Below are 24447 nucleotides of genomic sequence, written 5' to 3' on the forward strand. Positions count from 1 at the left end.
CCTTTCTCATGCCAAGGTGTGGGTTCAGGTGCTTTGATCTGGGTCAATAGCGCCGGATAGTGTGTCAGAATGTTCGAAAAAAGAAGAAGGGGCGCCTTGATAAGGCACCCCTAACGTCAAACGGGATTGGTGCGAACAGAACCGCCTGACGTATCTCTGTGCTACTCTGCCGGGTCGGCCTCGCCACCACCGAGCTGGTGAACGTAGGTGGCAACAGCCTGCACCTGCGCCTCGGTCAGGCGGGGTGGACCCCAAGGTGGCATCACGCCGTAGCGCGAGTAGGTAATGGTTTCGGTCAGTGCGTCGCGATCACCGCCGTAAAGCCAGATCGCATCAGTGAGGTTGGGCGCACCCTGTTCCCGGTCGCCCATACCATTGTCCCCGTGGCAGGCGGCGCAATTGTCGGCGTAAAGCTCGGCGGCCCCTTCGGCCATGGCGGCATCATGTTCTGCACCGGCAAGGCCGCGCACATATTCCACCAGCATCGGGATTTCACCCTCTTCCAGTATTTCGCCAAAGGCGGGCATCTCAGAATAGCGCGCATCGTCGTCGGCCTCATTTCGGATGCCGTGGCGCACGGTATAGGCAATCGCTTCGTGATTGCCGCCCCAAAGCCAGTCGTCATCCAGCAGGTTGGGATACCCCTTGGCGCCTGCAGCACCTGAGCCGTGACACTGCGAGCAGTTGTTGCGGAAAACCGCAGCGCCGGACGAGACCGCATACCTATAGAGATCTTCGTTCTCTGACAGGGTCGCAAGATCAGCGCTCGCCAGCTGCGAATCGCGTGCCGCACTTGCCTCGCGGAAGGCGTCGATGTCTTGCGCAACTTCACCGCGGGTCGAATACCCCAGGATCCCGGATGTTGCGCTCGATACCATCGGCCATGCTGGGTAGGCGATGGTATAGGCGATGCCCCAGACGACCGTGGCGTAGAAGGTCCACAGCCACCACCGCGGCAGCGGGGAGTTCAGTTCTTCAATGCCGTCCCAGGTGTGGCCGGTGGTCTCGGTGCCTGTGACGTCATCAACGGGTTTTTTGGCTTTAGGGTCGCTCATGACGCGCCTCCCATCTTGAGGATGTCGTCCTTGCCAGCGGCGGTTTGCTCGTTGTCGCTGACAGGTAGGGTTTCATTGCGGAACGGGATGTTGGCCGTGTCGCGGTGGGTGGCCTTGCTGCCGGGCCGGAAGGCCCAGACAATCACACCCAGAAAGAACAGCGTCATCGCCAAAAGCATCCAGCTGTCCGCGAATTGGCGCATCCAGGAATAGGTATCCATTGTCAGATCCTCCCTTAGCGGCTTGCGTCTGGCGTGAAGGTGGAGAAGTCCACCAGCGTGCCCAGCATTTGCAGATAAGCGATCAGCGCATCCATCTCGGTCAACTCTGGCTGGCCATCGAAGTTGCTGACATTCGCAGTCTCGCCGTAGCGCTCAATCAGCCCGTCAAAGTCACTGTCAGGATCAGCCTGCGCCAGGAAGTCAGCGCGTGCGTTTTCCACCATTTCGTCGGAGTAGGGTACGCCAACGGCCCGGTGTGTCTTGACCAGATCTTCGATGTGCTCCCCATCGATCGGGGTGCGTGACAGGAACGCGTATTTCGGCATGATCGATTCAGGTACCACGGACTGTGGGTCCATCAGGTGATCGACATGCCAAGCGTTCGAGTACCGCCCGCCCACACGCGCCATGTCTGGCCCTGTGCGCTTGGAGCCCCACTGGAACGGATGGTCATACATGCTTTCCGCCGCAAGTGAATAGTGACCGTAGCGATCCACTTCGTCTCGCATCGGGCGGACCATCTGGGAGTGGCAGACATAGCAACCCTCCCGGACGTAGACGTCGCGCCCTGCAAGCTCAAGTGGTGTGTAGGGGCGCATCCCATCGACTTCCTCGATCGTGTTTTCAAGGTAGAAGAGGGGCGCGATCTCCACGATGCCACCGATGGTGACGACCAGCAGGGACAGAACCATAAGCAGGGTTGCAGAGCGTTCAATCACTGCGTGCTTGCCAAGGATGCCCTTGGTGGATGGATTGTTTGGTGTATCAGACATTTCTCTATTCCTTACTCAGCTGGCACACCGACGGGGGCGTTGACGCGTTCCCCGCCACGAATGGTCATCCAGAGGTTCCAGACCATGATCAGGCCACCGGTGAGGTACATGACCCCGCCCAGACCCCGCACAAGGTACATCGGGAACTTCGCAGCCACGGTGTCGGCAAAGGAGTTCACGAGGAAACCCTGTGCGTCGACTTCGCGCCACATCAGGCCTTCCATGATGCCGGTGACCCACATGGACGCCGCGTAGAGGACGATGCCGATGGTTGCCAACCAGAAGTGCCAGTTGATCGCAGACATGGAATACATTTGCGCACGCCCCCAAAGCCGTGGTGTCAGGAAGTAGAGAGCGGCAAAGGTGATCATGCCGTTCCAGCCCAAAGCACCGGAATGTACGTGGCCGATGGTCCAGTCGGTATAGTGCGACAGGGAGTTAACCGCGCGGATCGACATCATCGGACCCTCGAAGGTCGACATGCCGTAGAAGGCCAGCGAAATCACCATCATCCGGATGATCGGATCGGTACGCAGCTTGTCCCATGCGCCGTTCAGCGTCATCAGACCGTTGATCATGCCGCCCCAGCTGGGCATCCAAAGGATGATCGAGAACACCATGCCAAGGGTCGAAGCCCAGTCAGGCAAGGCGGTGTAGTGCAGGTGGTGTGGACCGGCCCAGATATACAGGAAGATCAGCGCCCAGAAGTGGATGATCGACAGTTTATAGCTGAAGACGGGGCGTTCGGCCTGCTTGGGCACGAAATAGTACATCATGCCAAGGAAGCCCGCCGTCAGGAAGAAGCCCACGGCATTGTGGCCGTACCACCACTGCGTCATCGCATCCTGCACGCCTGCAAAGACTTGCACCGACTTGGAGCCAAAGATGCTCACCGGGAGTGAGAGGTTGTTCACCAGGTGCAGCATCGCGGTGGTGATAATGAAGCTCAGCAGGAACCAGTTGGCCACATAGATGTGCTTTTCCTTCCGGTTGATCAGCGTCCCCATGTAGATGGCAAGGAAACACACCCAGACGATCGTCAGCCAGATGTCGATGTACCATTCAGGCTCGGCGTATTCTTTGGACTGGGTCGAGCCCAGCAGGTATCCGGTTGCCGCCAGCACGATGAAAAGCTGATAGCCCCAGAACACGAACCAGCGCAGATTGCCGCCCCAGAGGCGCGTGCCGCAGGTGCGCTGCACGATGTAAAACGACGACATCAAAAGGGCATTGCCCCCAAACGCAAAAATCACCGCAGAGGTGTGGATGGGGCGCAGCCGCCCAAAGTTTGCGTAGGGCTGTGCCCATTCAAGGTTCAGCGCAGGAAATGCCAGCTGAAACGCAATGTAGGTTCCCGCGAGGAAACCCACGACGCCCCAGAACGCCGTGGCGATGACACCGGCCCGGACAACATCGTCCATATAGCCGTTGGCATCCACGCCAGCCGTCACCGGCTCATCCGTATTGCGCAGTACCCAGATGAACATGCCTGCGGAGATCACCATGATCAGTACCGCATGCACCTGATAGGCCAGATCGCGGCCCCAGCTTGCGGCAAGCGCCGCAAACAGGGTGATCAGACCCAATGCTATGAGTTTGAAATAGTCAGACGTCATTTTGCTGTCCCTTCTTTCACCCGCACGCAGCCTGATGTCGCACGGATGGGTTGTTCGCTTTTGCATGTTTCTTTCAAAGCAGGGGAAGGGGGTCTTTGATCTGTATCAAAGCCCAATGGTTTTCTTTTTGGGCAAGGTCAAAGACGCGGGTTCTGCTTGCTTGCAGAGTGACCGGAAATCAGTTCGGGAATGTAGAAATTATGTCAATTCAGACGGTTACAACGATTTTGACCGATGCGGATCAGGTGACCACACAGCTTGTCGCTGCTACCGGATTCGCACGTGCGATGGATGCACACCTGCATGTACTTATTATTGTGTCGGGTATGGACCAGTCGGGACTGATGCCTTCCGCTCTCGAAGCGCTGCCTGTGGGCGTCGGGCTGGAGCAAAACGAAGCACAGGTCCAAGAGATCGAAAAACTGGTGACGGATCATCTGTCCAAGGAAGATATCCGCTGGAATGTCGAGACAGTGACCACGCCAGCTGCCAGCAGTACCACAGAAATCGTTCAACATACGCGGTTCAGCGATCTGGTAATACAGCAGCGCTTGCCACAAGGTGAGGGCCATGAGCAGACGCGTATCCTTGCAGAGACGATCCTTTTCGATGCAGATACGCCGCTTTTGCTGCTGCCTGCAGAGACAAGCCTGATCGCGCCACCAAGCAAGATCATGATCTCATGGGATGAAAGTGCGGCGGCACTCCGGGCGACCAGACAGGCGCTTCCGCTGCTCTCAGACCGGGCCTATGTGCACGTCGTGCTGGTCGATCCGCCCAAGGACGCGCCTGACCGGTCAGATCCTGGTGGTGCCTTTGCCCAGTTCCTGTCACGGCATGGGATCAAATGCGAAGTGTCGGTTTGCAACCGGACCGACAACAGCATCTCGGCCACGCTTGAACGCCGGGCAGAAGAACTGGGCTGTGACATGATCGTCATGGGTGCCTACGGCCACTCTCGTCTCCGGCAGGCCATCTTTGGCGGCACCACCCGAGACATCCTTATGAACGCAAAGGCACCTGTTTTCATGGCGCATTAGCGCAGAAACAGATCAGGCCAGCATCCCACCGTCGGCATCGTCGCCGGTTTCTGCCATCAGCACGGCAAGATCGGGAATCGTAATGATGCGGCTGCCTTCAAGTTCAATGACGCCGTCCTTGCGAAGGGCTGTCATCTGGCGGCTTACCGTTTCGATAGTCAGCCCCAGATAATCACCCATCGCTTCGCGTGACATGGGCATTTCAAACGACAACCCGTCTGCAATGGGCTGCAAATGCAGAGAGGCGGTCCGGCGGCCGATCAACGACAGAAGACAGGTGATCTTTTCCCGAGCGGTTTTGCGACCCAGCAGCATCATCCATTCGCGGGCCACGTCAAGTTCATCAAGCGACATTGCCAGAAGGCGCTGACCGATATGGGGTGTCGTTGCGACAAGATCCTCGAAAGGCTTGCGGCGGAAACAGCACAGCGTGACCTTTTGAATCGCCTCAACATCATAAGTGACCGTATCGCGACCCGGACGACCAATGAAATCCGAAGGCAGCAAAAGCCCCAGCATTTGCAGCCGCCCATCAGGCAAGGTCCGCGACAGCCGCGCGGCGCCGGACACCACAGAGGCCACGAAATTCATGTCATCACCCTCAAACATGATGGGCTGGCCTGCGTCGAATGTTCTATAATACTTGATGTCCTCCAGACGCCGCAATTCATCTGTGTCACAGGTCGCACATACCGCGCGATAGCGGATGTTACAGTCTGAGCAGGAGGTAAAGTCAGTACTGGTTTGCGCCAGCGTCATTTCAGGTGCCCCTCGGTTTTGGCTTTGCGCAGGGTAACAGCCTGACACGAAAACTCAATTCCTCATCGAAGTTAGATATCGCAACGGAATGTCGTGTGTGCGCCGGTGAAAACCGGTGCGGTGCATCAGCTGCGGATGTTTCGAGTTGCATTTCAACGCCCTTTCGCTCTCTATTCACGCATCAACCCATAAAAAGAACGGGAGAATTTCTAATGAAACGTTTGCTCGCCTCAACGGCTCTTGCCGTGACGTTTAGCACCGCTGTTGCCGCAGAAGGATGCGACACGATTACCTTCTCGGACGTCGGCTGGACAGATATCACCGCCACAACCGCAGCGGCTTCGGTCGTGCTGGATGCGCTGGGCTATGACACAGAAACGAAAATCCTGTCCGTGCCGGTAACATATACCTCTATGGCAGCCGGTGACATTGACGTGTTCTTGGGCAACTGGATGCCCACGATGGAGGCAGATATCGCGCCCTATCGTGAAGCAGGGACCGTCGACACCGTCCGCGCGAACCTTGCAGGCGCAAAGTACACCCTGGCAGTAAACAAGCCGGCGGCCGACATGGGCATCACGTCCTTTGATACGATTGTCGCCCAGGCTGATGCACTGGATGGCAAGATTTACGGCATTGAGCCCGGAAATGACGGCAACCGTCTGATCCAGTCGATGATCGATGGCGATGCTTTTGGCTTGAGCGACTTCGAAGTGGTCGAATCCTCTGAGCAGGGCATGCTGGCGCAGGTCCAGCGTGCGACCCGCAAGGGTGATCCCATCGTCTTCCTCGGCTGGGAGCCACATCCGATGAACGCGAATTTCGAGCTGACCTATCTTGAGGGCGGCGACGACTTCTTTGGTCCCGACCTGGGCGGTGCAACGGTCTATACCAATACCCGCGCAGGGTATGTCGAGGAATGCCCAAACGTTGGCAAGCTGTTGCAGAACATGGAGTTCACGCTGGCCATGGAGAACGAGATCATGGGCGCGATCCTTGATGACGGCGAAGAACCTGAAGAGGCGGCAGCCGCATGGATCAAGGCCAACGCGGACGTTCTAAACGGCTGGCTGGATGGTGTCACCACCAAGGACGGTGGTGATGCGATGGCAGCTGCGAAAGCGGCGATGGAGTAAAAGCCTCCTCGCTTCAAAGGATGCCCGCCCGGTTTTCGGGCGGGCATTGGTGTATCAATTACTCATCAATAGGACCTCGACAGGATGAATTGGCTGACCGACAACAAGGTGCCCATCGACGACGTTGCCGAAGGTGCGTTTGAATGGCTTCAGATCAACGGCGGCTGGTTTTTTGACGGCCTTGCATTGTTGATGGAGCAGTTGATCGAGGCGATCCTCTGGGTTCTGCAAACCCCGCACCCACTGATCATCATCGCACTTTTTGCAGGGTTGACGTGGCTGATACAGCGCAATTGGAAAACCGTTGTTTTTATCGTGCTGGGTTTTTTGTTCATCCTTAATCAGGACTACTGGGAGGAAACCACCGAAAGCCTCACGCTGGTTCTTTCTGCCTGCGTGGTCTGTATGGGGCTGGGCGTGCCCATCGGCATCGCTGCAGCACACCGCCCGCGGCTTTACCGTTTCATGCGGCCCGTGCTCGACCTGATGCAGACATTGCCCACCTTTGTGTATCTGATCCCCGCCATCGTGTTCTTTGGGATCGGCATGGTGCCGGGCTTGATCGCGACAGTAATTTTTGTGTTGCCTGCGCCGATCCGCCTGACGCAGCTTGGCATATCGTCAACGCCGAAGGCACTTTTGGAAGCGGCGCAGGCATTCGGGGCCAAACCCAGCCAGACACTTTGGAAGATCGAGCTTCCATATGCGCTGCCCCAGATCATGACGGGTCTGAACCAGACCATCATGCTGTCTCTGTCGATGGTCGTCATTGCGGCCCTCGTAGGGGCGGATGGACTTGGGGTGCCGGTGGTCAGGGCGCTCAATCAGGTCAATACCGGTTTGGGCTTTGAATCGGGGCTCATCATCGTTGTGGTTGCCATTATGCTGGACCGGATGCTGCGGGTGGGTGAGAAATGACCAACGCTGTAGAATTCCACTCCGTCTCGATCGTATTTGGCGAAAAACCCGGCAAGGCGCTGCCGCTGATGGACGCCGGGAAATCCCGGTCCGAAATCGAAGCTGCAACAGGACAGGTCCTTGGGGTTCATGACTGCACGCTCGATGTGGCGGAGGGTGAAATCCTTGTTCTCATGGGCCTGTCGGGATCGGGGAAGTCCACGCTGCTGCGTGCGGTGAACGGTTTGAACCCGGTGGCGCGGGGACATGTGGTGGTCAACGACGGAAAATGGTCGGCGAACGTGCAGGAATGTTCTGACAATGACCTGCGTCGGGTGCGGCGCGAATGTGTGTCGATGGTTTTTCAGCAATTTGGTCTGCTGCCATGGCGTACGGTGCGCGACAACGTGGCGCTCGCACTTGAGCTTGCCGATGTGCCCAAGAAAGAGCGGCTGGAACGTGCCGACAAGCAGCTTGCTTTGGTTGGGTTGTCAGACTGGGCCGATCGCAAGGTGGGCGAACTCTCTGGTGGGATGCAGCAGCGCGTGGGCCTCGCCCGCGCCTTTGTGACCGAAGCCCCGATCTTGCTGATGGATGAGCCGTTCTCGGCGCTTGATCCGCTGATCCGCACAAGGCTTCAGGATGAATTGCTGGACCTTCAACGTGATTTGAAACGCACCATCATCTTTGTCAGCCACGATCTGGATGAGGCGTTCAAACTGGGCGGGCGCATTGCGATCATGGAAGGCGGACGGATCGTCCAGCTTGGCACCCCGCGCGAGATTTTCTCGAACCCTGCATCCGACTACGTGGCCGATTTTGTGGCGAATATGAACCCGCTTGGTGTGCTGACAGCACGGGATGTGATGGGCGACACGATCAATCCCGATGCGCCGAATGTCCCGGTCGAAACACCGGTGTCAGAGCTGATTGAGAAACTGAGCGGCGATGAGGGCGCTCTGACGGTCGTCGAGGGGGATACACCTCTTGGGACAGTCACCGCTCAAAGCATTGTCGAACGGCTGAACACTCAGGGGTGATCGGGGTCGTCATTCGTGCCGGGGCAGGGCCCCAGGGAATGCCGCTTTTTGATTGAGGTCTCCAGTTTGGCGGAGACGACCTTCTTTTTGCCCTCGACCATGTCAATAAGGGCATCCGCAGCTTTACGTCCCATTTCACGGTGCGGCACATGGACTGTCGTCAGGGCCGGACTGGTAATTCGGGCCAGTTCAATATCATCAAAACCTGTGATGGAGACATCCTGCGGTACACGTAACCCAAGACGTTTGGCACCAAGCGACGCACCGACGGCCAGAACATCATTGCCGCAGAGCACGGCCGTTGGCGGTACGTCGCGTGACATGAGTTGAGTGAACGCCTCTGCGCCGTTCTCAACTTCGTAAGTTGTTTCAATGATCTCAAGATCATCCACGTCTAGCGCGCTTTCCCTCAGCGCGTCCTTCAGGCCCTCGATACGCTCCCTTGCCCTGTCATTGCCCTGACTGATCCCGGAAATCATCGCGATCCGCCGATGCCCAAGGCGGATCACCTCTTTTGCCAAGGCAGACATGGCTGCGCGATTGTCGAAACCGATGGACGGAATCTGCCCGTCTTCCATAAAAGACCACGCCGCAAGGGCAGGGACCTTTTGGCGCTCAAGGTATTCATAAATCGGTGCGTCCCGGTCGTGGCCGATCAATAGCAAGCCGTCGGCACCACGCGCCACCAGCGCCCTGATCTGTTCCTCTTCGACATCGGGGCGGTAGGCCGAACTTGACACCAGCAAGGTGTAGCCCCTTGCGTGTAATGCCTCCTGAAAGGCCTGCAACCCGCGCGCAAAAATCGCGTTGTCCATCGTGGGGATGATTGCCCCAATGGTGAACGTACGTTTGGCCGCCATCACGCGGGCAGCGAAGTTCGGCGTATATTCAAGCGCCTTGACCGCTTCCATCACCCTTGCGCGCGTCGCCTCGACCACACGGTCGGGGTTATTCAGACAGCGCGACACCGTAGCTGTCGAAACGCCAGCCTTGCGGGCGACGTCGTCAAGTGTCGGCGTGGCATCGTCCTTCGAAATATCAGCTTTCATGTCGCATCACCTTTGGGATGTTATGTGTCAAGGTATTGGAAACAAGCAAAATGTAAACGCTTGCATTATAAATGTAAGCGCTTACACTGACGAGGAGCCGATTCACTCAGGAGCCTCGCCCATGTTTCTTGCTGCATCTATCGTCGTATTTGCCATTTATTTCGCAAACGTCGCACTCGGTGCTTTCGCGGGAAGCGCATTTTTGGGGGACGTGGGGGAAATGCTGGTTCTTTTTGTGGCCTCGATCCTTTTCGTGGTCGCGATTCTGAAAGCCGAAGCTGACCGCAAAAACAAAAACGGCAGCTAACCAAGTTCAACGGGAGGACACCATATGGACAAAGAGACAAAAGAGCTGAAGTCAGCCGAGCGTCGTAACTTTCTGAAACTGGCTGCGACTGGCAGCTTCACCGCTGCAATGGTTGCTGGTGCCAGCGGAATGCTCTGGTCAACTGAAGCGGCCGCACAGACAGCCAACGAAGAGCGGGACCGCGAGAAGGCAGCAGAGCATACGATGGTCATCGCCACGGCCTATGTTCTGGGCGCATCGCGCAGCTACCCGATCATGCAGCTCGACCTGAAGGAAAACATCCAGAACGCCACCAACGGCAAGGTTTATGTGAAGCTCGCCCCCGGTGGTCAGCTTGGTGCCGGCGGCGCGCTGGTGCAGGCGGTTCAGGGCGGGACCATTCAGGCGGCCCAGCACTCTCTGTCCAACTTTGCACCGTTTGCGTCCACCGTTGACCTGATCAACATGCCGTATCTCTGCGGTTCAAACCAGCGCTTCACCAACCTTGTTAACTCGAACTTCTGGGACACCGAGGTCCACCCAAAGGTCGAGGCGGCGGGCTTCAAGGCGCTGTTCTACGTCAACATCGACCCACGCGTCGTTGCTGTGCGCAAGGGCGGGGCAGGGGCGGTTCTGTCGCCATCCGATCTGTCGGGCGTCAAGTTCCGCGTGCCGGGCTCCAAGATGCTGCAGCAGTACTACCGCATGGTCGGTGCAAACCCGACGCCGGTGGCATGGGGCGAGACACCATCCGCGATCAAGCAGGGTGTGGCCGACGCGCTCGACCCATCTGTGGGCGCTCTCTATGTCTTTGGATTCAAGGACATCCTGTCCCACGTGACCTTCACGCAGGCCGTGCCAGACAGCCAAGTTTATTCCTGTAACCTTGAATGGTTCAATTCCATGCCAGCCGACGTCCAAGAGGGCATCATTTGGGGCTCCGAAATGACCGCGCACCAGAACCTCTCCAAAGTACCATCGGCACGTGCCTACGCGATGGCCGAACTTGCGAAGGCCGGTGTTGAATTCCACTCGCTGAGCGAAGATCAGCTGGGCGAATGGAAAGAAGCAGGCGGCTACCAGCGCTCCGAATGGGACGAGTTCAAGACAGAGCTCGCCGGTTCCATGGAAGCCTTTGCCAAGATGGAAGAGGCGGCAGGCACGCAAGGCAAGTACTACGTGCACGACGCCTAAACCCTTCCGGCGGACGCCATTCAGGCGTCCGCCAATTTTCCTTAATTTGCAGCACCTTCATGACAGCCCGGTCGGGCTGAACAGGTGAAGTGCGGCCAAGGCCGGGGCGAGATATGGATATTCTCAAACGAATTGACCGAGACGCGGAAAGGTGGCTGCTTTTGATGTTCTACGTGATGCTCGTCATCACGATGGCCATCGAAGTGATCCGCCGCGAACTGTTCGCTTATTCCTCCATCTGGGGGGAAGAGATCGTGCGCTACTCCTTTATCTACCTTGCGTGGATCGGCGCGGCTGCTGCTGTCAAGGAACGTGCGCACATCCGCATCGACGTGATCATGCACTACCTCGGACCGCGGCCCAAGGCGCTGCTTTATATATTTGGTGATCTGGTCATGTTCGGCGTGGCGATCATCGCGCTTTACTGGTCACTTGAGACGGTCCACGTCTCTGCCAAGTTCGGCTCGGTGACAGATGGATTGCGCATCTCCAAAGTCTGGTTCCTCATGTCTGTGCCGATTGGATTTGCGCTGATGATCTGGCGCCTTTTGCAATCATTCGTTCGCGACTTCAGATCGCTTCGGGACGGCACTGCTGTCTTCGAAGGCGACAAACTGTTTGATTAAGGAGCCTGAAAAATGCTTTGGCAAACAATGAATCAAACGGTTGAGTTGGGGTGGGACTTCTACATCCCGGTCCTCATGTTCGTCGCCCTGATTGCACTTGCGGTTCCGGTCTGGGCTGCCATCGGCACAGCTGCAATCGCCATGCTGGTGATGTCCGGCGACTTGCCGCTCAGCCTTGTGGGCGAGAAACTCTTCACTGGCATCGACGCCTTCGCTTTGACCGCCGTGCCTCTGTTCATCCTCACCGGCGACGTGCTTGTTCGTACAGGTCTGTCGCGCAAGTTCCTCGACGTGGCCGAGGCGCTGACCTGCTTTGCAAAGGGTGGTTTCGGCTCTGCTACTGTCCTTGTCTGCGGCATGTTCGCGGCGATCTCCGGCTCTGACGCGGCGGGTGCTGCCGCCGTGGGCCGTATGACCATCGACCGTCTGGTTGAGAGCGGTTATCCCCGCCCCTACGCCTGCGCGCTGGTTGCCGCCGGTGCCTGTACTGGCATCCTGATCCCGCCCTCGATCGCCTATATCATCATCGGCCTTGTACTCGGCATATCGGCCTCGACCCTGTTTCTCGCCGCGCTGATCCCCGGGTTGGCGATCCTGATCTCGATCCTGATCACCAACCTGATCATGAACCGCCTGTACGCTTGGGAAGGTGGCGGCATGATGACCATGGGTGAATGGTTTGCGAACCTTCTGCGCTCTCTCAAGTCCGGCTGGTACGCGTTCATTGTGCCCGGCATCATCTTCTACGGGATCTTCTCAGGTCGTCTGACCCCAACCGAAGCCGGTGCTACAGCGGTGGTCGTGACGATCCTCATGGGCTTCATCCTTGGCACGCTGAGATTGGCTGACTTCCCCGCAATGCTGGTCAGCTCGGCCAAGGTGAACGGTGTGATCCTGCCGATCATCGCCTTTTCGGCCCCGTTGGCCGAGGCGCTGGCCATTATGGGTGTGCCTCAGGGCTTTGTGACGTCGGTCACCATGATGACGGACGAGCCATGGCTGCTGATCCTGCTGATGATCGGCATTCTGATCGCCGCAGGCTGCGTGATGGAGACGACACCCAACATCGTGATCCTCGCCCCCATCCTCAAGCCACTGGCGGATAACATCGGCATGAACGAAATTCAGTTCTGCATCATGATGATCACCGCGCTGGGCGTGGGCTTCATCACGCCGCCGCTGGGCCTCAACCTGTTCGTCGTTTCTGGCATCACAGGCGAGTCAATTCTGAAGATAGCCTGGCGCGCCATCCCCTTCGTATTGTGCATGTTCGTCGTCGTTCTTCTGATCGCCTACGTGCCTGCCATTTCCACTTCACTGCTTCCAGAAATCTATAAGTAGGAACCCCGCTCATGACCCGTGAATACCTCAAGAAAGCACCGCTGACTGCCAAGTCGGACGCGTCGGAAACCCACGAGATCGTCAAGAATATCCTTGATGATATCGAGGCGGGTGGCGACGAAAAGGCGCTGGAATATGCCAAGAAGTTCGACCAATACGAAGGCAACGTGATCCTGTCGCAAGAAGAGATCGACGCTGCCTGCGCACTGGTGCCCGAAAAACTGAAGGCCGACATTCAGTTCTCGCACGACAACGTCAAACGCTTTGCTGAAATGCAAAAAGGCACAGTTTCCGACGTTCAGATGGAAATCCATCCCGGATTCATCGCGGGACAAAAGGCGATCCCCGTGGATGCAGCAGGCTGCTATGTCCCCGGCGGGCGTTACAGCCACATTGCATCCGCCATCATGACGGTGACGACCGCAAAAGTCGCAGGATGCCGTCACATCGCGGCCTGTTCACCGCCCCGTCCGGGCGAAGGCGTGAACCCGGCAATTGTTTATGCCGCGCATATCTGCGGCGCGGACAAGATCATCGCAATGGGCGGTGTGCAGGGCGTGGCAGCCATGACCTTTGGTCTTTTTGGTCTGCCCAAGGCGAACATTCTTGTCGGCCCCGGCAACCAGTTCGTCGCCGAAGCCAAGCGTATCCTCTTTGGCCGCGTCGGTATCGACATGATCGCAGGCCCGACAGACAGCCTTGTCCTTGCGGACAAGACGGCCGATCCGCATGTGGTCGCAACCGACCTCGTGTCTCAGGCCGAGCATGGCTACAACTCGCCTGTCTGGCTGGTCACGGATGACCGTGCGCTGGCCGAAAAGGTGATGGACCTTGTGCCCGGCCTCATCGGCGATCTGCCCGAACTCAACAGCCAGAACGCCGCTGCCGCATGGCGCGATTATGCAGAGGTGATTGTCTGTGCCGACCGCGAAGAGATGGCCGCCTGTTCCGATGACTATGCACCAGAGCACCTGACCGTGCAGGCCGAGGACCTTGATTGGTGGCTGAACCGTTTGACCTGCTACGGCTCGCTGTTTCTGGGCGAGGAGACCACAGTGTCCTACGGCGACAAGGCCGCAGGCACGAACCACGTGCTGCCCACGTCTGGTGCGGCTGGCTACACCGGTGGTCTGAGCGTGCACAAGTACATGAAGATCGTCACTTGGCAGCGCACCACGCGCGAGGCGTCCAAGGATGTGGCGATTGCGACCGCCCGCATCTCGCGTCTGGAAGGGATGGAAGGTCACGCCCGCGCGGCGGACGTGCGTCTGGCCAAATACTTCCCCGGCGAGAACTTCGATCTCTCCGCAGATGGCTGACCCGCGTCACCTCTTTGACCTGACGGGCCGGGTGGCTTGCGTGACCGGGGCAAGCTCCGGTCTGGGTCGGCGTGCGGCCGTTGCCCTTGCTGCTGCAGGGGCAAAGGTCGTGGGCGTAGCCCGCAGGCAAGAGGCGCTGGACAGTCTGACGGACGAGATTGGCGCAAAAGCCGCTGCCGTTGCAGCGGACGTTGCTGATCGGGACCGGATTGAAGAACTGCGGACTGCAGTATCTGAGCCTTTCGGCGCGCCGGATATTGTCATCCACGCGGCTGGTGTGAACACGCGTCAGGCCGCAGATGATGTCACGCCCGAAGGCTGGGATATGACGCTGGCGCTGAATCTCAGCGCACCGTTCTTTCTATCTCAGGCGCTGGTGCCTGCAATGAAGGAAAAAGGCTGGGGTCGGATCGTGAATTTCGCGTCGCTGCAAACGACGCGCGCGTTTCCGGGGGGCATCGCATACGGCGCCACCAAGGCGGGTATCGGGCAATTGACCCGCGCCATGGCCGAGGCATGGTCGCGCGACGGGATTACGGCCAACGCCATCGGGCCGGGGTTTTTTCCGACCGAACTGACCGCGGCGGTGTTCGATGATCCTGAGCGTGCTGCACGCAATGCGGCGCAGACATGTGCGGGCCGGAATGGGCGCATGGAAGATATGGATGGACCGCTCTTGTTTCTCTGTTCGGAGGCATCGAGTTACGTAACAGGTCAGGTTCTTATGGTGGACGGGGGGTTTACAGCGAAATGAAAGCTCTTGTTTATGACGGTGTTGAAGAACTCGGTTTCCGCGATGTCCCCGATGCGGAGGCGCGCGCAGGCGAGCATCTGATCAAGGTCGAAGCGGTAGGTATTTGTGGCTCTGACATGCACGCGTATCTGGGTCATGACGCACGCCGTCCTGCCCCGCTGATCCTTGGGCATGAGGCGGCGGGTGTAATCGTGGGCGGACCGAAGGACGGCCTGCGCGTCACGGTGAACCCGCTTGTCACATGCGGCACGTGTCAGGCCTGCAAGGCGGGCCGCGAGAACCTGTGCCCCACGCGACAGATCATCTCAATGCCGCCCCGCGAAGGTGCTTTCGCGCAATATGTAGCGATGCCGGAGAGCAATCTGGTCGAGGTGCCGGAAGGCGTACCGTTGAATAAGGCGGCTCTGGCAGAGCCGCTCGCAGTCAGCTGGCATGCCGTCAGGCTGGCGTTGGAGGCGATGCATCCGTCCATGGACAAGCGCGCCCTTGTCATCGGGGGCGGAGCCATTGGATTGGCTGCAGCCCTCGCACTGAAAGCGATGGGTATCGACGACGTGACCGTGGCTGAGCCCAACGATGCGCGCCGGGCCTTCTTGTCTGACCTGTGCGGTCAGAAGACCGTCGCATTCGCCGAAGGACTGTTCCCGGTAGTCGTTGACGCTGTCGGCTATGCAGCGACCCGTGCGAAGGCCTCAGAATGCGCCCAGCCGGGCGGCGTGATCGCTCACGTGGGGTTGGGAGAGGACACTGGCGGGCTTGATGTGCGCCGGATGACCCTGCAGGAAATCACTTTCATCGGTACCTACACCTACACGGCACAGGATTTCCGCGACACCGCGCAGGCGATCTTTGATGGCCGGCTTGGCCCGCTCGACTGGATCGAAGAACGCCCCCTGTCAGAAGGGTTTGCTGCCTTCAAGGACCTGCGCCAGGGCAAAGTTGCCGCCCCGAAAATCGTCCTGTCCCCTTGGGCATGAAGACCCCGAAACACGCAATGGAGAGAGATCATGTATCGTAAAATCCTCGTCCCGATGGCGCTTGACCACAATGTATCCCCTCAAACAATTGAGATTGCGAAGGCGCTGACCGGTGGGGACGGAGAGATCATCGCCCTGCATGTCTACGAAGCGCCGCAAGGCTCAGTGACGGCCTACCTTGACGAAGATGCAGTCAAGGAAGGGTTCGAGCGTGCGCGCAAGACACTGACCGAAAAGCTCGACGGGATCGACGGCATCAAGGCCGAATTGATCAAGGGTCACACTTACCGCACCATCATCGACTATGCGACGGCCAATGGCATCGATTGCATCGTCATCGGGTCGCACAAACCGGGGCTGAGCGATTATCTGCTTGGCTCCACCGCCGCGCGCGTCGTCCGTCACGCCCCTTGCGCGGTTCACGTTCACCGTTCTTCCTAATTCTCAAAACGCGCCAAACCCGCGCATCAACCTGAAAGGCAAACTGACATGAATATCGACAAGAAGATCGCGGATGATCTTGTTGCGAACGATGTCTCTTTCGTGACCACCGTGCCCTGCAAACAGCTGGCCGGTGTGATCGAAGAGATGGAGAACCGCGACGAGATTTTCCACATCCCGTCCAACAAGGAAGACGAGGGCATGGGCCTGTGTGCTGGTGCCTTCATGGGCGGCAAGCGCCCTGCGATCATCATGCAGAACACAGCGATTGGTGTGACAATCAACACGCTGGCGACCCTGACGCAGTTCTACCGGATGCCGCTGCCGATGATCATCTCTTATCGCGGAGAGCTGCGCGAGCCTGTGGCCTGCCAGGTGGAAATGGCAGTACATACCAAGGCGCTGCTGGCCCAACTCAACATCCCGACGTACCACTTCCACTGGCAAAAGGATGTCGAGGAGTTCGACAACATTCTGAAGTACACCTTCATGTGCAACAAACCCGTGGCGATCCTGACAGACGCCAACTTCTGGGGAGGCTACGGCGACCAATGATCCGTTCAGAAATTCTCAAAGAAATCGCCCCGATCATCCGGGATCACCTTGTCGTCTGCAACATCGGGCTGCCCAGCCAGGAATTGCACATGATCGACGATCAGCCCACCAACTTTTACATGCTTGGTACGATGGGCCTGTCGTCCTCCATTGGCTTCGGTCTGGCGCTGGCGCAGGACAAGCCTGTCATCTCGATTGATGGCGACGGTTCTGTCCTGACCAACCTCGGCACGCTGCCCACCATCGCGAATAACGCGACGGGCAACTACACGCTGCTGATCATCGACAACGGTTCCTATGGCTCAACCGGGGATCAGCCCACGTATGCGGGCCGGAAAACCTCGCTCGCGGCTGTTGCAACTGCCTGTGGCTGCGAAAACGTGATCGAGGTGCAGGACAAGGATTTGCCACCTGTCTTGCAAGCGGCCATCGACAGCGACGAGATGACGATCATCGTCTGCAAATGTGACAGCGGCAATATCAAGCTGCCCGTGATTACGATGGACCCTGTCGTCATCCGCCACCGCTTCATGGAAGCTGTGAAAGCCTGATGGGCGCTGACGCCATCCATAGCGCCGAGGACGCCCGCCGGTTGGCGAAGCGGCGGCTGCCATGGATGGTGTTTGACTATATCGATGGCTCGGCCGGAGCCGAAACAGGGGCGGCACGCAACCGTGCCGCCCTTGATGCCATGACGCTGCGGCCACGCATCCTGCGCGATGTGAGCGAACGGTCGCTGTCCTCCAGTGTTTTTGGCAAACCCACCAAACGTCCCTTTGGGATCGCCCCCATGGGCATGTGCAACCTGTCAGCGCCCGGTGCCGACCTGATGCTGGCGAAAATGGCCGCGAAGTACGCGGTACCACATGGCGTCTCCACCGTCGCCTCGACTCCCATGGAGAAAATCATTGAGGTCGCGGAGGGCAACGCATGGTTCCAGCTTTACTTCAGCGGGGATGGGGCAGGGACCTTCAAGCTGGTCGAGCGCGCCAAGGCCGCAGGCTATGAGACGCTTGTCCTGACGGTAGACGTGCCCGAAGTAGGCCGTCGTCCGCGCGAGCTGCGTCACGGCTTCAAGATGCCTTTCCGGATCGGGCCGCGCCAGTTCATTGATTTTGCCCTGCACCCGCGTTGGTCGATTTCAGGGCTGATCCACGGCAAACCACAAATGGCCAACTTTGAGATGGACGGCTACGAGTTTGACCGAACCGAGAGCCGGGCAAAGGCAGACTGGGATACGCTCGCACGTCTTCGGGACGCATGGCCGGGCAATCTGGTTGTCAAAGGTGTGCTTGATGTAGAGGACGCCGTGGCGCTTAAGAAGGCCGGTGTTGACGCCATTCAGGTGTCCAGTCATGGCGCGCGCCAACTGGAAAGTGCGCCTGCGCCTTTTGAGGTTCTTCCACTGATGCGCGCCGCTCTTGGCCCTGATTATCCGTTGTTCTTCGACAGCGGTCTGCGGTCTGGCGAAGATGCTCTCAAGGCGCTGATGGCGGGTGCCGATTTCGTATTTTTCGGACGCATCCTGCAATTTGCGATGGCAGCGGCAGGTCGCGAGGGCCTGAACCAGCTATGGAATGTGCTCAGCGATGAGATGAGCATCGCGATGGCCCAAACCGGTATGACACACCTGAAATTCGATCGCCGCAACGCCTGAAACGGCTTCCCAAAATCTGCCCGAAAAGGATTGTTCGCAGGCAGCACTTCGTGCAACACTTGATCTATTATTTGAGAATATTCCCGTCCTTTCATTATTTGGGCGACCAGGAGGAAAGTCATGAACCATTTGAAAAAGCTGCATCAAAGGGTTGCCTTTGGTCTTTTCGTTGCATTGCTGGCTGTGCTTGCCTTTGGCCAAACGGCGCAGGCTCAGTTGAACCCGTTTTCCAGCGGTTGGACCCTGCAACCAGAAATGTCGAACCTGACGTTTCAGTCAGTGAAGAAGCAGACGGTCGTTGAATCCAGCAGTTTTGCCACCCTTGAGGGGGAGATCAGCCCGACCGGATCGACCGAAGTGCGGGTCTTGCTCGACTCTGTCGATACCAAGATTGACCTGCGCAACGTGCGGATGCGCTTTTTGTTTTTCGAAACATTCAAGTTCCCCACTGCCACGATCAGCACCCAGATCGACGCGGCCCTGCTGAATGATCTGTCTGATGTGCGCCGCAAAACGGTGCCGGTCACTTACACGATGGACCTGCACGGAGTAAAAAATACCTATGAAGCAGAGGTTTACGTAACGCTGCTGACGCAAGACATGGTGTCTGTCGCCAGCCGCACGCCAATTTCGGTTGGTGTGGCGGACTTCAACCTGATGGAAGGCTTGGGCAAACTGCAAGAGGCCGCGAATGTGGACATCATCCCGTCAGCTACCGTGTCCTTCGATTTCATTTTTGCGCGCAACAGCACCACGGCGGCGGCATCAGCACCAACAGCGACAACAGCACCTGCTTCGGTAGCGCTGGAAGCCGAAGGTAACTTTGACCGTGAAGCCTGCAAAGGGCGTTTCGAAATCCTGTCTCGGACCGGCAATATTTACTTTGCCTCTGGCAGTTCGCGGCATGATGCCAAAAGTGAACCTTTGCTGGATAGTCTTGCCAACATCATTTCGCGCTGCGCCAACATGGTAATCGAAGTGGGCGGGCATACCGACTCCGTCGGAAGCGATGCCAGCAACCAAAGACTGTCTGACGCACGCGCCAACACTGTACGCCAATATCTGATGTCCAAGAACCTCAGTCCATCGGTTCTTGTCAGCAAAGGATACGGTGAGAGCAGCCCCATCGCCACAAACGACACGCGTGAGGGGCGATGGAAAAACCGCAGGATCGAGTTCAAGGTGATAAGCAACTAAATGCGACACATGATTTGGAACCAAAAGGCGGCCATTGGCCGCCTCATCCGCTTGATAAGTGCTGTCAGTATTGTGATCTTCAGCATGCAAGCCGCATCTGCGCAAGAGATTGAGCCGAGGATCGCGCTGATCATTGGTAATGGCTCTTATGGGGCTGTGACGGCGCTGGATAATCCGGTGCCTGATGCCGAGCTGATGGCGCAGACCCTTGAGCAGAAAGGCTTCAAGGTCACGATATTGACCGATGCAAGCCAGATTTCGCTGAACCGTGCAATCGCCCAGTTTGGCCGCGACCTGCGGGAAGCGGGGCCCAACGCGACGGGCCTGTTCTACTACGCGGGCCATGCGGTGCAGTCCTTTGGCAACAACTATCTGCTGCCCGTCGATGCCAGCCTGACCGATGCGGCCGATCTCAGCCTTGTTGCCGTGCCGGCACAGGCGGTGTTGCGTCAGATGTTTTCGGCGAAGAACAAGACGAATATCGTCATCCTTGATGCCTGTCGAAACAATCCATTCGAAGCGATCCCCGACCTGAATGACAATGGTCTGGCGGAAATGAAATCTCCGACGGGAACCTTCCTTGCGTATTCAACGGCGCCCGGTGCCGTGGCGTTGGATGGTCTGGACGGTAACAGCCCGTTCACCAAGGCGCTTGCGCGCGAAATTCCTGCAGCCGGCGTGCCGATTGAACAGGTTTTCAAAAACGTTCGTGTGAAAGTGATCGAAGAAACGCAAGGCCAGCAGACACCTTGGGATACTTCGTCGCTGACTGATGATTTCTACTTTGTTGCGCAAGAGGAAAAGACCAAGGAAGAAATCGCGGAGCAGCAGCTTTGGGAATCTGTGAAATTCAGTACTGACCCGGTGCCTGTCGTTTTGTTCATGCGCGGCTATCCTGACAGCGAGCATATCCCCGAAGCGCGCGCATTGCTTGAGAAAATCATCAATTCTGAACTGGACCAAGGCACTGCGACAGCAGGCGCTCAGGCACAACAGGAAGCGCCCCCCCTTGAGATTGCCGCGGCGGAGCCAGAACCCGCACCGGCACCTGAACCCGCTCCAGTTGATACAACCAAAGAGCAGGAGCGCCTGATCGGCATCGCTCAAAGCTCAGGCACTGCAGGTGATTATCAGGCCTACCTCGACGCCTTTCCCGAAGGGATCTATGCTGAATTCGCGGTTTTTGAGTTGAAGGTTTTGGCCGAAAAGGCCGAGCGTGCGGCTGCTGCAGCACAGGCCCCAACGGAACAGCAGGAAATCGTTGTGGCCGCTGCCCCATCGCGTGCTGCTCCTGCCCCTATGGGGACCGAGCTGACTTGGACCATGCCCTTTACCAGCGGTGTGGACCGGCTGATCGGCAAGAGCATCGAAGAACTGGTAACCCTGTCGCCATTATTTCCGCCCATTGAAGGGTTGCCCGAAGAGTTATGGAAAGAGCAAAGTTGCTCAAATTGCCATCAATGGACCAAGGAAGCCCTTTGTACGCAGGGGCAAACCTATGTGAATGCAGGGAACAACGATGCAGTCTCAAAGCAGCACCCTTACGGCGGTGGCTTTAAGATGAATGTTCGCTCTTGGGCCGAGGGGGGCTGCAAATAGGCCGTTCGACACCCGCGGGACCACTTTTCCAAGACCAAGTGACAGGTTCCTGCAGCAGCAAAAGATAGAGGATGGCGTGATTTTTGCCGCCCGTCCTTTGTTCCTGACTAAGGCATGAAAGGTTTCCTGAGATAATGTGCGCGCGTCAGTCCATCCTGACGGTCGGCGAACAGGGTATGTGGATGGGACCACCATTGAAGAAACAGCTGTTGTGTCCTGCGCGGCCCATATGTCCCACTGCTTGGCTGTCGCGACCGTACTCTGCAAATTTTGAGAAACTGTTGCGATTAATCTGGGCAGATGTTGCATGCGAGGCTGACGTAAGTCGCGCGAATAGCGCCTTTTCACTGCAGTCTGCAGACCGACGGGCGGCAACCCAATTTTTACATAAGATCGAACCAAAGAGCCCCTGATGCTCGATCTAGACATATCTGTTGGAATGAAAAATGGTGCCCCCACACGGACTCGAACCGCGGACCTACTGATTACAAATCAGTTGCTCTACCAGCTGAGCTATAGGAATAGGCGTTAAGAGACATCATAATAGCTTCATTTCAGCCAAAATCATGCCCTTTGTCTACTATTTGTCTACTATCCTTCTGTCTATTTTTTGTCTACTAGTTTCATATGACCAATATCACGCAGAAGAAAGTCGACAGCCTCAAACCGCCAAGCAAAGTCTCCATCCTACGGGATGACACGCTGAAAGGCTTTGGCGTGAAGGTGACCCCCAAGGGCCGTATCTCGTTCATTGTCGAAGGTCGGATCAGGGGCGGAAGGACACGAAGGATCACCCTCGGACAGCATCCAGCTATGACCGTAGCTGACGCCAAAGAGCTTGCACGAGACAAACTACTCCAGATGCAGCGAGGGGAAGACCCCGTTGAGGTGCGTAAGGCTGTTGAGGCTCGTGAGGAAGCCCTAGGCAAGACGGTGGGGGCAGTGTTCGACAGCTATCTTGCTGCCAGAGACCTCAAACCACGTACCGAGCAAGACTACATTAATGCCTTCAACCTCTACTTCTCGGCATGGAGGGAAAAGCCAATCCGCGATGTGACCCGTCAGGATGCAGAGGAACGCTTTGTCCATATCCGTGACAACGCAGGGCTACCATCGGCTGCAAAGTGTTACCGTATCATGTCCGCTGTATTCGGATTTGCCTTGGCAGATGAGGTGGATGGAGAGCGTTTGATCACTGAAAACCCGTGGCTGGTCATCAAGCAGAAGAAGTACAGGCGTCAGGTGAAGAGGCGCACGGACTACCTAGAGGACGAGCAGATCAAGAGGCTCATTCACTTCTATCACATGGAGAAAGACTGGCCTGAGACACGTAAGCACGGGGTAACAGAGCAGGGGATCAACTTCGTGATGCTGCTGATGTGCTCGGGGCTTCGTAGGACGGAGGGTCTTCGGCTGGCTTGGGAAGATGTTGACTGGGACAAAGGTTACTTCGTGGTCCATGACACCAAGAACGGAACTGATCACCACATACCGCTATCCAAGATGATCAAGTGGGTACTCAAGCGGCAACAGGCCCACCTTCAGGCTATCGGTAAGGATGGATCACCTTGGGTCTTCCCTGCTCGTAGGGGTGACAATCACATGACAGAACCCAAATCACAGCTTGCGCGTATCATTCGCCATACGGGTATCAAGTTCAGCTTCCATGACCTGCGTCGAACCTTTGCCACCCATGCAGAATCCAATGGTGCGTCGCTAGACTTGATCAGGAGGGCGCTGAACCACAGGTCGCAGTCTATCACCGAAGGTTACATCATCACGCAGATAGATCGCCTTAGACCTGTCTTTGATGCAGTAGCGGACGGATACCACCGGTACTACGACCCTGACTGGGAGCATCAGCGAGATGTTGACGCCGCAATAGCACAAGAGCCTGACGAGATGCAGAAGCAAAGACTTGCAGAACACGCTGAACAAATAGCTGCATCCAACCTTGAGTGGCTAAAGGGGTAGGTGTGGAAGCCGTTGGTAGCTACAAGGTCCTCAGAAATCTTCCTCTCCGAGTTTAGCAGTCGCAAAGATGGTATTGTCGATTGCGTCGAGAACTGCTCTGGTGATTGAGGAATAGATGCCTGATTTATTGGATGATGAGGTTTCTGAGTGAAGAAAATATTAGTCGCAATCACGGCAGCAGTCACGGTCATAGGCTCCAGTGCATCGGCCTTGGATGAAGGGCATCTCAAGCAACTGAAAGAGACCAATAATTGTGAGAGGTGTGACCTGAGTGGGGCATTGCTGAGTGAAGTTCGTCTAACCGGAGCTTACCTAAGAGGCTCTGACCTAAGCTTTTCCAGACTGAATGGTGTAGACCTTAGCGGTGCTTATCTAAGTGATGCGAACCTAAGAGGTGCTGACCTAACGGGAGCTGATCTGAGGGGGGCCGATTTGAGGGATGCAAACCTAGATGGAGCGAATCTGAGAGACGGAAAAACAACTGGGGCACTTATGAGAGGCGCTATCCTCTGCAATACCAAAATGCCAGATGGTGCCGTTGAATACAGTGGTTGCTCGACTTCTGGGAATTGACTGCATGCAGAACCGATCTGGAAAACAAGGTGGACATTGGTGCTTACTTTGCAGTGCACAAAGGTATGTCAGATGTTGATAATGCTTCAGCAGCTATGGCTCTCTTCGATGGTACTCAAGCAAGCATCAACCAAGCTATGTCAGAAATAGACAACTGCTATGAGCAAGCACTGGACACAACCAACGGCGAGTTCCTGATGCAGGTGGTTGGTGTGCTAGACGATCCATTCACTGCATAGAGCGTCCTGAGGGGCTGATTTTTGGGGTGTCTTGATGCGCTGGCGGGGGTGCCTACAGAGCCTCTACGGTCATATTGATGTTCGGAAAGCTGCTGGCAACTCAGGTTCGTATGGGCAAAATTTGCTGTC

At 57.1% G+C, this 24447-nt stretch carries 26 protein-coding genes and 1 tRNA gene; 20 read left to right on the forward strand and 7 right to left on the reverse strand.

The window, feature by feature from the left end:
- Window positions 1-161: 161 nt before the first annotated feature.
- From ccoP to ccoN, 4 genes are read right to left on the reverse strand one after another with little or no spacing between them, the layout of a single operon-like run.
- Window positions 162-1055, reverse strand: a complete 894-nt coding sequence (gene ccoP, locus GV827_RS05745; protein WP_164352816.1) for a cytochrome-c oxidase, cbb3-type subunit III — start codon at window positions 1053-1055, stop codon at window positions 162-164.
- Window positions 1052-1276 carry a cbb3-type cytochrome c oxidase subunit 3 gene (locus tag GV827_RS05750; protein WP_164352819.1) on the reverse strand — a complete coding sequence of 75 codons (225 nt, stop codon included), beginning with the start codon at window positions 1274-1276 and terminating at the stop codon, window positions 1052-1054. Before GV827_RS05750 ends, ccoP begins: the two co-directional genes overlap by 4 nt.
- A 14-nt stretch (window positions 1277-1290) precedes the next feature.
- The gene (ccoO, locus tag GV827_RS05755) at window positions 1291-2049 is read right to left on the reverse strand and encodes a cytochrome-c oxidase, cbb3-type subunit II (RefSeq protein WP_164352821.1); all 759 of its coding nucleotides are present in this window, start codon (window positions 2047-2049) and stop codon (window positions 1291-1293) included.
- Between the two features lie 11 nt (window positions 2050-2060).
- On the reverse strand, window positions 2061-3665 hold the full coding sequence (ccoN, locus tag GV827_RS05760; protein WP_164352823.1) for a cytochrome-c oxidase, cbb3-type subunit I: 1605 nt from the start codon (window positions 3663-3665) through the stop codon (window positions 2061-2063).
- Window positions 3666-3865: 200 nt separating this feature from the next.
- Between ccoN and GV827_RS05765 the strand changes: the two genes are divergently transcribed.
- On the forward strand, window positions 3866-4705 hold the full coding sequence (locus tag GV827_RS05765) for a universal stress protein (RefSeq protein ID WP_164352825.1): 840 nt from the start codon (window positions 3866-3868) through the stop codon (window positions 4703-4705).
- 12 nt (window positions 4706-4717) lie between these two features.
- On the opposite strand, the gene fnrL is transcribed toward GV827_RS05765, so the two are convergent.
- The gene (fnrL, locus tag GV827_RS05770; protein ID WP_164352827.1) at window positions 4718-5464 is read right to left on the reverse strand and encodes a transcriptional regulator FnrL; all 747 of its coding nucleotides are present in this window, start codon (window positions 5462-5464) and stop codon (window positions 4718-4720) included.
- A 212-nt stretch (window positions 5465-5676) separates the two neighbouring features.
- On the opposite strand from fnrL, the gene choX reads away from it, so the two are divergent.
- The 3 genes from choX to choV all read left to right on the forward strand — a co-directional run bounded on the left by choX (window position 5677) and on the right by choV (window position 8537).
- Window positions 5677-6600, forward strand: a complete 924-nt coding sequence (choX, locus tag GV827_RS05775) for a choline ABC transporter substrate-binding protein (RefSeq protein ID WP_164352828.1) — start codon at window positions 5677-5679, stop codon at window positions 6598-6600.
- An 84-nt stretch (window positions 6601-6684) separates the two neighbouring features.
- Window positions 6685-7518, forward strand: coding sequence for a choline ABC transporter permease subunit (choW, locus tag GV827_RS05780; protein WP_164352830.1), 834 nt, complete (start codon window positions 6685-6687; stop codon window positions 7516-7518).
- Complete coding sequence (gene choV, locus GV827_RS05785) at window positions 7515-8537, forward strand: choline ABC transporter ATP-binding protein (protein ID WP_164352832.1); 1023 nt, start codon at window positions 7515-7517, stop codon at window positions 8535-8537. The genes choW and choV overlap by 4 nt, the downstream gene beginning before the upstream one ends.
- Here the strand turns inward: choV and GV827_RS05790 are convergent.
- Window positions 8528-9574, reverse strand: coding sequence for a LacI family DNA-binding transcriptional regulator (locus tag GV827_RS05790; RefSeq protein ID WP_386334089.1), 1047 nt, complete (start codon window positions 9572-9574; stop codon window positions 8528-8530). The genes choV and GV827_RS05790 overlap by 10 nt on opposite strands.
- 133 nt (window positions 9575-9707) lie before the next feature.
- Here GV827_RS05790 and GV827_RS05795 point away from each other — a divergent pair, with 133 nt between their 5' ends.
- The 13 genes from GV827_RS05795 (at window position 9708) to GV827_RS05855 (ending at window position 21532) form a co-directional block, all read left to right on the forward strand.
- Window positions 9708-9893 (forward strand): hypothetical protein, encoded by a 186-nt coding sequence (locus tag GV827_RS05795; protein WP_164352836.1) that lies wholly within the window; start codon window positions 9708-9710, stop codon window positions 9891-9893.
- A gap of 24 nt (window positions 9894-9917) precedes the next feature.
- Window positions 9918-11066 carry a TRAP transporter substrate-binding protein gene (locus GV827_RS05800; protein ID WP_164352839.1) on the forward strand — a complete coding sequence of 383 codons (1149 nt, stop codon included), beginning with the start codon at window positions 9918-9920 and terminating at the stop codon, window positions 11064-11066.
- A 113-nt stretch (window positions 11067-11179) separates the two neighbouring features.
- On the forward strand, window positions 11180-11692 hold the full coding sequence (locus GV827_RS05805; RefSeq protein ID WP_164352840.1) for a TRAP transporter small permease: 513 nt from the start codon (window positions 11180-11182) through the stop codon (window positions 11690-11692).
- Between the two features lie 12 nt (window positions 11693-11704).
- Window positions 11705-13033, forward strand: coding sequence for a TRAP transporter large permease (locus GV827_RS05810; RefSeq protein WP_164352843.1), 1329 nt, complete (start codon window positions 11705-11707; stop codon window positions 13031-13033).
- A gap of 11 nt (window positions 13034-13044) precedes the next feature.
- Window positions 13045-14352, forward strand: coding sequence for a histidinol dehydrogenase (gene hisD / locus GV827_RS05815; protein ID WP_164352845.1), 1308 nt, complete (start codon window positions 13045-13047; stop codon window positions 14350-14352).
- Window positions 14345-15106 (forward strand): SDR family NAD(P)-dependent oxidoreductase, encoded by a 762-nt coding sequence (locus GV827_RS05820; RefSeq protein ID WP_164352847.1) that lies wholly within the window; start codon window positions 14345-14347, stop codon window positions 15104-15106. The genes hisD and GV827_RS05820 overlap by 8 nt, the downstream gene beginning before the upstream one ends.
- Window positions 15103-16083, forward strand: coding sequence for a zinc-dependent alcohol dehydrogenase (locus tag GV827_RS05825; protein ID WP_164352849.1), 981 nt, complete (start codon window positions 15103-15105; stop codon window positions 16081-16083). The genes GV827_RS05820 and GV827_RS05825 overlap by 4 nt, the downstream gene beginning before the upstream one ends.
- 30 nt (window positions 16084-16113) lie before the next feature.
- The gene (locus GV827_RS05830) at window positions 16114-16524 is read left to right on the forward strand and encodes a universal stress protein (RefSeq protein WP_164352851.1); all 411 of its coding nucleotides are present in this window, start codon (window positions 16114-16116) and stop codon (window positions 16522-16524) included.
- Window positions 16525-16572: 48 nt separating this feature from the next.
- On the forward strand, window positions 16573-17079 hold the full coding sequence (locus GV827_RS05835; protein WP_164352852.1) for a thiamine pyrophosphate-binding protein: 507 nt from the start codon (window positions 16573-16575) through the stop codon (window positions 17077-17079).
- Window positions 17076-17630 carry a sulfopyruvate decarboxylase subunit beta gene (gene comE, locus GV827_RS05840; RefSeq protein ID WP_164352854.1) on the forward strand — a complete coding sequence of 185 codons (555 nt, stop codon included), beginning with the start codon at window positions 17076-17078 and terminating at the stop codon, window positions 17628-17630. The genes GV827_RS05835 and comE overlap by 4 nt, the downstream gene beginning before the upstream one ends.
- Window positions 17630-18736: an alpha-hydroxy acid oxidase gene (locus GV827_RS05845; RefSeq protein WP_164352856.1), complete on the forward strand. Its 1107-nt coding sequence runs from the start codon at window positions 17630-17632 to the stop codon at window positions 18734-18736. The genes comE and GV827_RS05845 overlap by 1 nt, the downstream gene beginning before the upstream one ends.
- Window positions 18737-18856: 120 nt before the next feature.
- Window positions 18857-19933, forward strand: coding sequence for an OmpA family protein (locus GV827_RS05850; protein WP_164352858.1), 1077 nt, complete (start codon window positions 18857-18859; stop codon window positions 19931-19933).
- Window positions 19934-19942: 9 nt separating this feature from the next.
- Window positions 19943-21532 (forward strand): caspase family protein, encoded by a 1590-nt coding sequence (locus GV827_RS05855; protein ID WP_204325750.1) that lies wholly within the window; start codon window positions 19943-19945, stop codon window positions 21530-21532.
- A 447-nt stretch (window positions 21533-21979) separates the two neighbouring features.
- On the opposite strand, the gene GV827_RS05860 is transcribed toward GV827_RS05855, so the two are convergent.
- A tRNA-Thr gene (locus tag GV827_RS05860) sits at window positions 21980-22059 on the reverse strand.
- Window positions 22060-22159: 100 nt separating this feature from the next.
- Between GV827_RS05860 and GV827_RS05865 the strand changes: the two genes are divergently transcribed.
- From GV827_RS05865 to GV827_RS05875, 3 genes are all read left to right on the forward strand, one after another.
- Window positions 22160-23506 carry an integrase family protein gene (locus GV827_RS05865; protein WP_164352860.1) on the forward strand — a complete coding sequence of 449 codons (1347 nt, stop codon included), beginning with the start codon at window positions 22160-22162 and terminating at the stop codon, window positions 23504-23506.
- Window positions 23507-23653: 147 nt separating this feature from the next.
- The gene (locus GV827_RS05870; protein ID WP_164352861.1) at window positions 23654-24079 is read left to right on the forward strand and encodes a pentapeptide repeat-containing protein; all 426 of its coding nucleotides are present in this window, start codon (window positions 23654-23656) and stop codon (window positions 24077-24079) included.
- A gap of 65 nt (window positions 24080-24144) precedes the next feature.
- Window positions 24145-24318, forward strand: coding sequence for a hypothetical protein (locus tag GV827_RS05875; protein ID WP_204325751.1), 174 nt, complete (start codon window positions 24145-24147; stop codon window positions 24316-24318).
- The last annotated feature ends 129 nt before the right edge of the window (window positions 24319-24447 follow it).

Origin of the sequence: Sulfitobacter sediminilitoris, assembly GCF_010667575.1 — a bacterium.
Classification (GTDB): Bacteria; Pseudomonadota; Alphaproteobacteria; order Rhodobacterales; family Rhodobacteraceae; genus Sulfitobacter; species Sulfitobacter sediminilitoris.

Bases quoted from the DNA above. Each gene is read 5' to 3' on its own strand.
- GV827_RS05855 (WP_204325750.1), top strand. From the start codon at position 19,943: ATGATTTGGAACCAAAAGGCGGCCATTGGCCGCCTCATCCGCTTGATA.
- GV827_RS05795 (WP_164352836.1), top strand. From the start codon at position 9,708: ATGTTTCTTGCTGCATCTATCGTCGTATTTGCCATTTATTTCGCAAAC.
- GV827_RS05875 (WP_204325751.1), top strand. From the start codon at position 24,145: ATGTCAGATGTTGATAATGCTTCAGCAGCTATGGCTCTCTTCGATGGT.
- GV827_RS05800 (WP_164352839.1), top strand. From the start codon at position 9,918: ATGGACAAAGAGACAAAAGAGCTGAAGTCAGCCGAGCGTCGTAACTTT.
- GV827_RS05835 (WP_164352852.1), top strand. From the start codon at position 16,573: ATGAATATCGACAAGAAGATCGCGGATGATCTTGTTGCGAACGATGTC.
- hisD (WP_164352845.1), top strand. From the start codon at position 13,045: ATGACCCGTGAATACCTCAAGAAAGCACCGCTGACTGCCAAGTCGGAC.
- GV827_RS05765 (WP_164352825.1), top strand. From the start codon at position 3,866: ATGTCAATTCAGACGGTTACAACGATTTTGACCGATGCGGATCAGGTG.
- choW (WP_164352830.1), top strand. From the start codon at position 6,685: ATGAATTGGCTGACCGACAACAAGGTGCCCATCGACGACGTTGCCGAA.
- GV827_RS05825 (WP_164352849.1), top strand. From the start codon at position 15,103: ATGAAAGCTCTTGTTTATGACGGTGTTGAAGAACTCGGTTTCCGCGAT.
- ccoO (WP_164352821.1), bottom strand. From the start codon at position 2,049: ATGTCTGATACACCAAACAATCCATCCACCAAGGGCATCCTTGGCAAG.
- comE (WP_164352854.1), top strand. From the start codon at position 17,076: ATGATCCGTTCAGAAATTCTCAAAGAAATCGCCCCGATCATCCGGGAT.
- choX (WP_164352828.1), top strand. From the start codon at position 5,677: ATGAAACGTTTGCTCGCCTCAACGGCTCTTGCCGTGACGTTTAGCACC.
- GV827_RS05830 (WP_164352851.1), top strand. From the start codon at position 16,114: ATGTATCGTAAAATCCTCGTCCCGATGGCGCTTGACCACAATGTATCC.
- GV827_RS05850 (WP_164352858.1), top strand. From the start codon at position 18,857: ATGAACCATTTGAAAAAGCTGCATCAAAGGGTTGCCTTTGGTCTTTTC.
- GV827_RS05865 (WP_164352860.1), top strand. From the start codon at position 22,160: ATGACCAATATCACGCAGAAGAAAGTCGACAGCCTCAAACCGCCAAGC.
- ccoP (WP_164352816.1), bottom strand. From the start codon at position 1,055: ATGAGCGACCCTAAAGCCAAAAAACCCGTTGATGACGTCACAGGCACC.
- GV827_RS05750 (WP_164352819.1), bottom strand. From the start codon at position 1,276: ATGGATACCTATTCCTGGATGCGCCAATTCGCGGACAGCTGGATGCTT.
- ccoN (WP_164352823.1), bottom strand. From the start codon at position 3,665: ATGACGTCTGACTATTTCAAACTCATAGCATTGGGTCTGATCACCCTG.
- choV (WP_164352832.1), top strand. From the start codon at position 7,515: ATGACCAACGCTGTAGAATTCCACTCCGTCTCGATCGTATTTGGCGAA.
- GV827_RS05820 (WP_164352847.1), top strand. From the start codon at position 14,345: ATGGCTGACCCGCGTCACCTCTTTGACCTGACGGGCCGGGTGGCTTGC.
- GV827_RS05810 (WP_164352843.1), top strand. From the start codon at position 11,705: ATGCTTTGGCAAACAATGAATCAAACGGTTGAGTTGGGGTGGGACTTC.
- GV827_RS05805 (WP_164352840.1), top strand. From the start codon at position 11,180: ATGGATATTCTCAAACGAATTGACCGAGACGCGGAAAGGTGGCTGCTT.
- fnrL (WP_164352827.1), bottom strand. From the start codon at position 5,464: ATGACGCTGGCGCAAACCAGTACTGACTTTACCTCCTGCTCAGACTGT.
- GV827_RS05845 (WP_164352856.1), top strand. From the start codon at position 17,630: ATGGGCGCTGACGCCATCCATAGCGCCGAGGACGCCCGCCGGTTGGCG.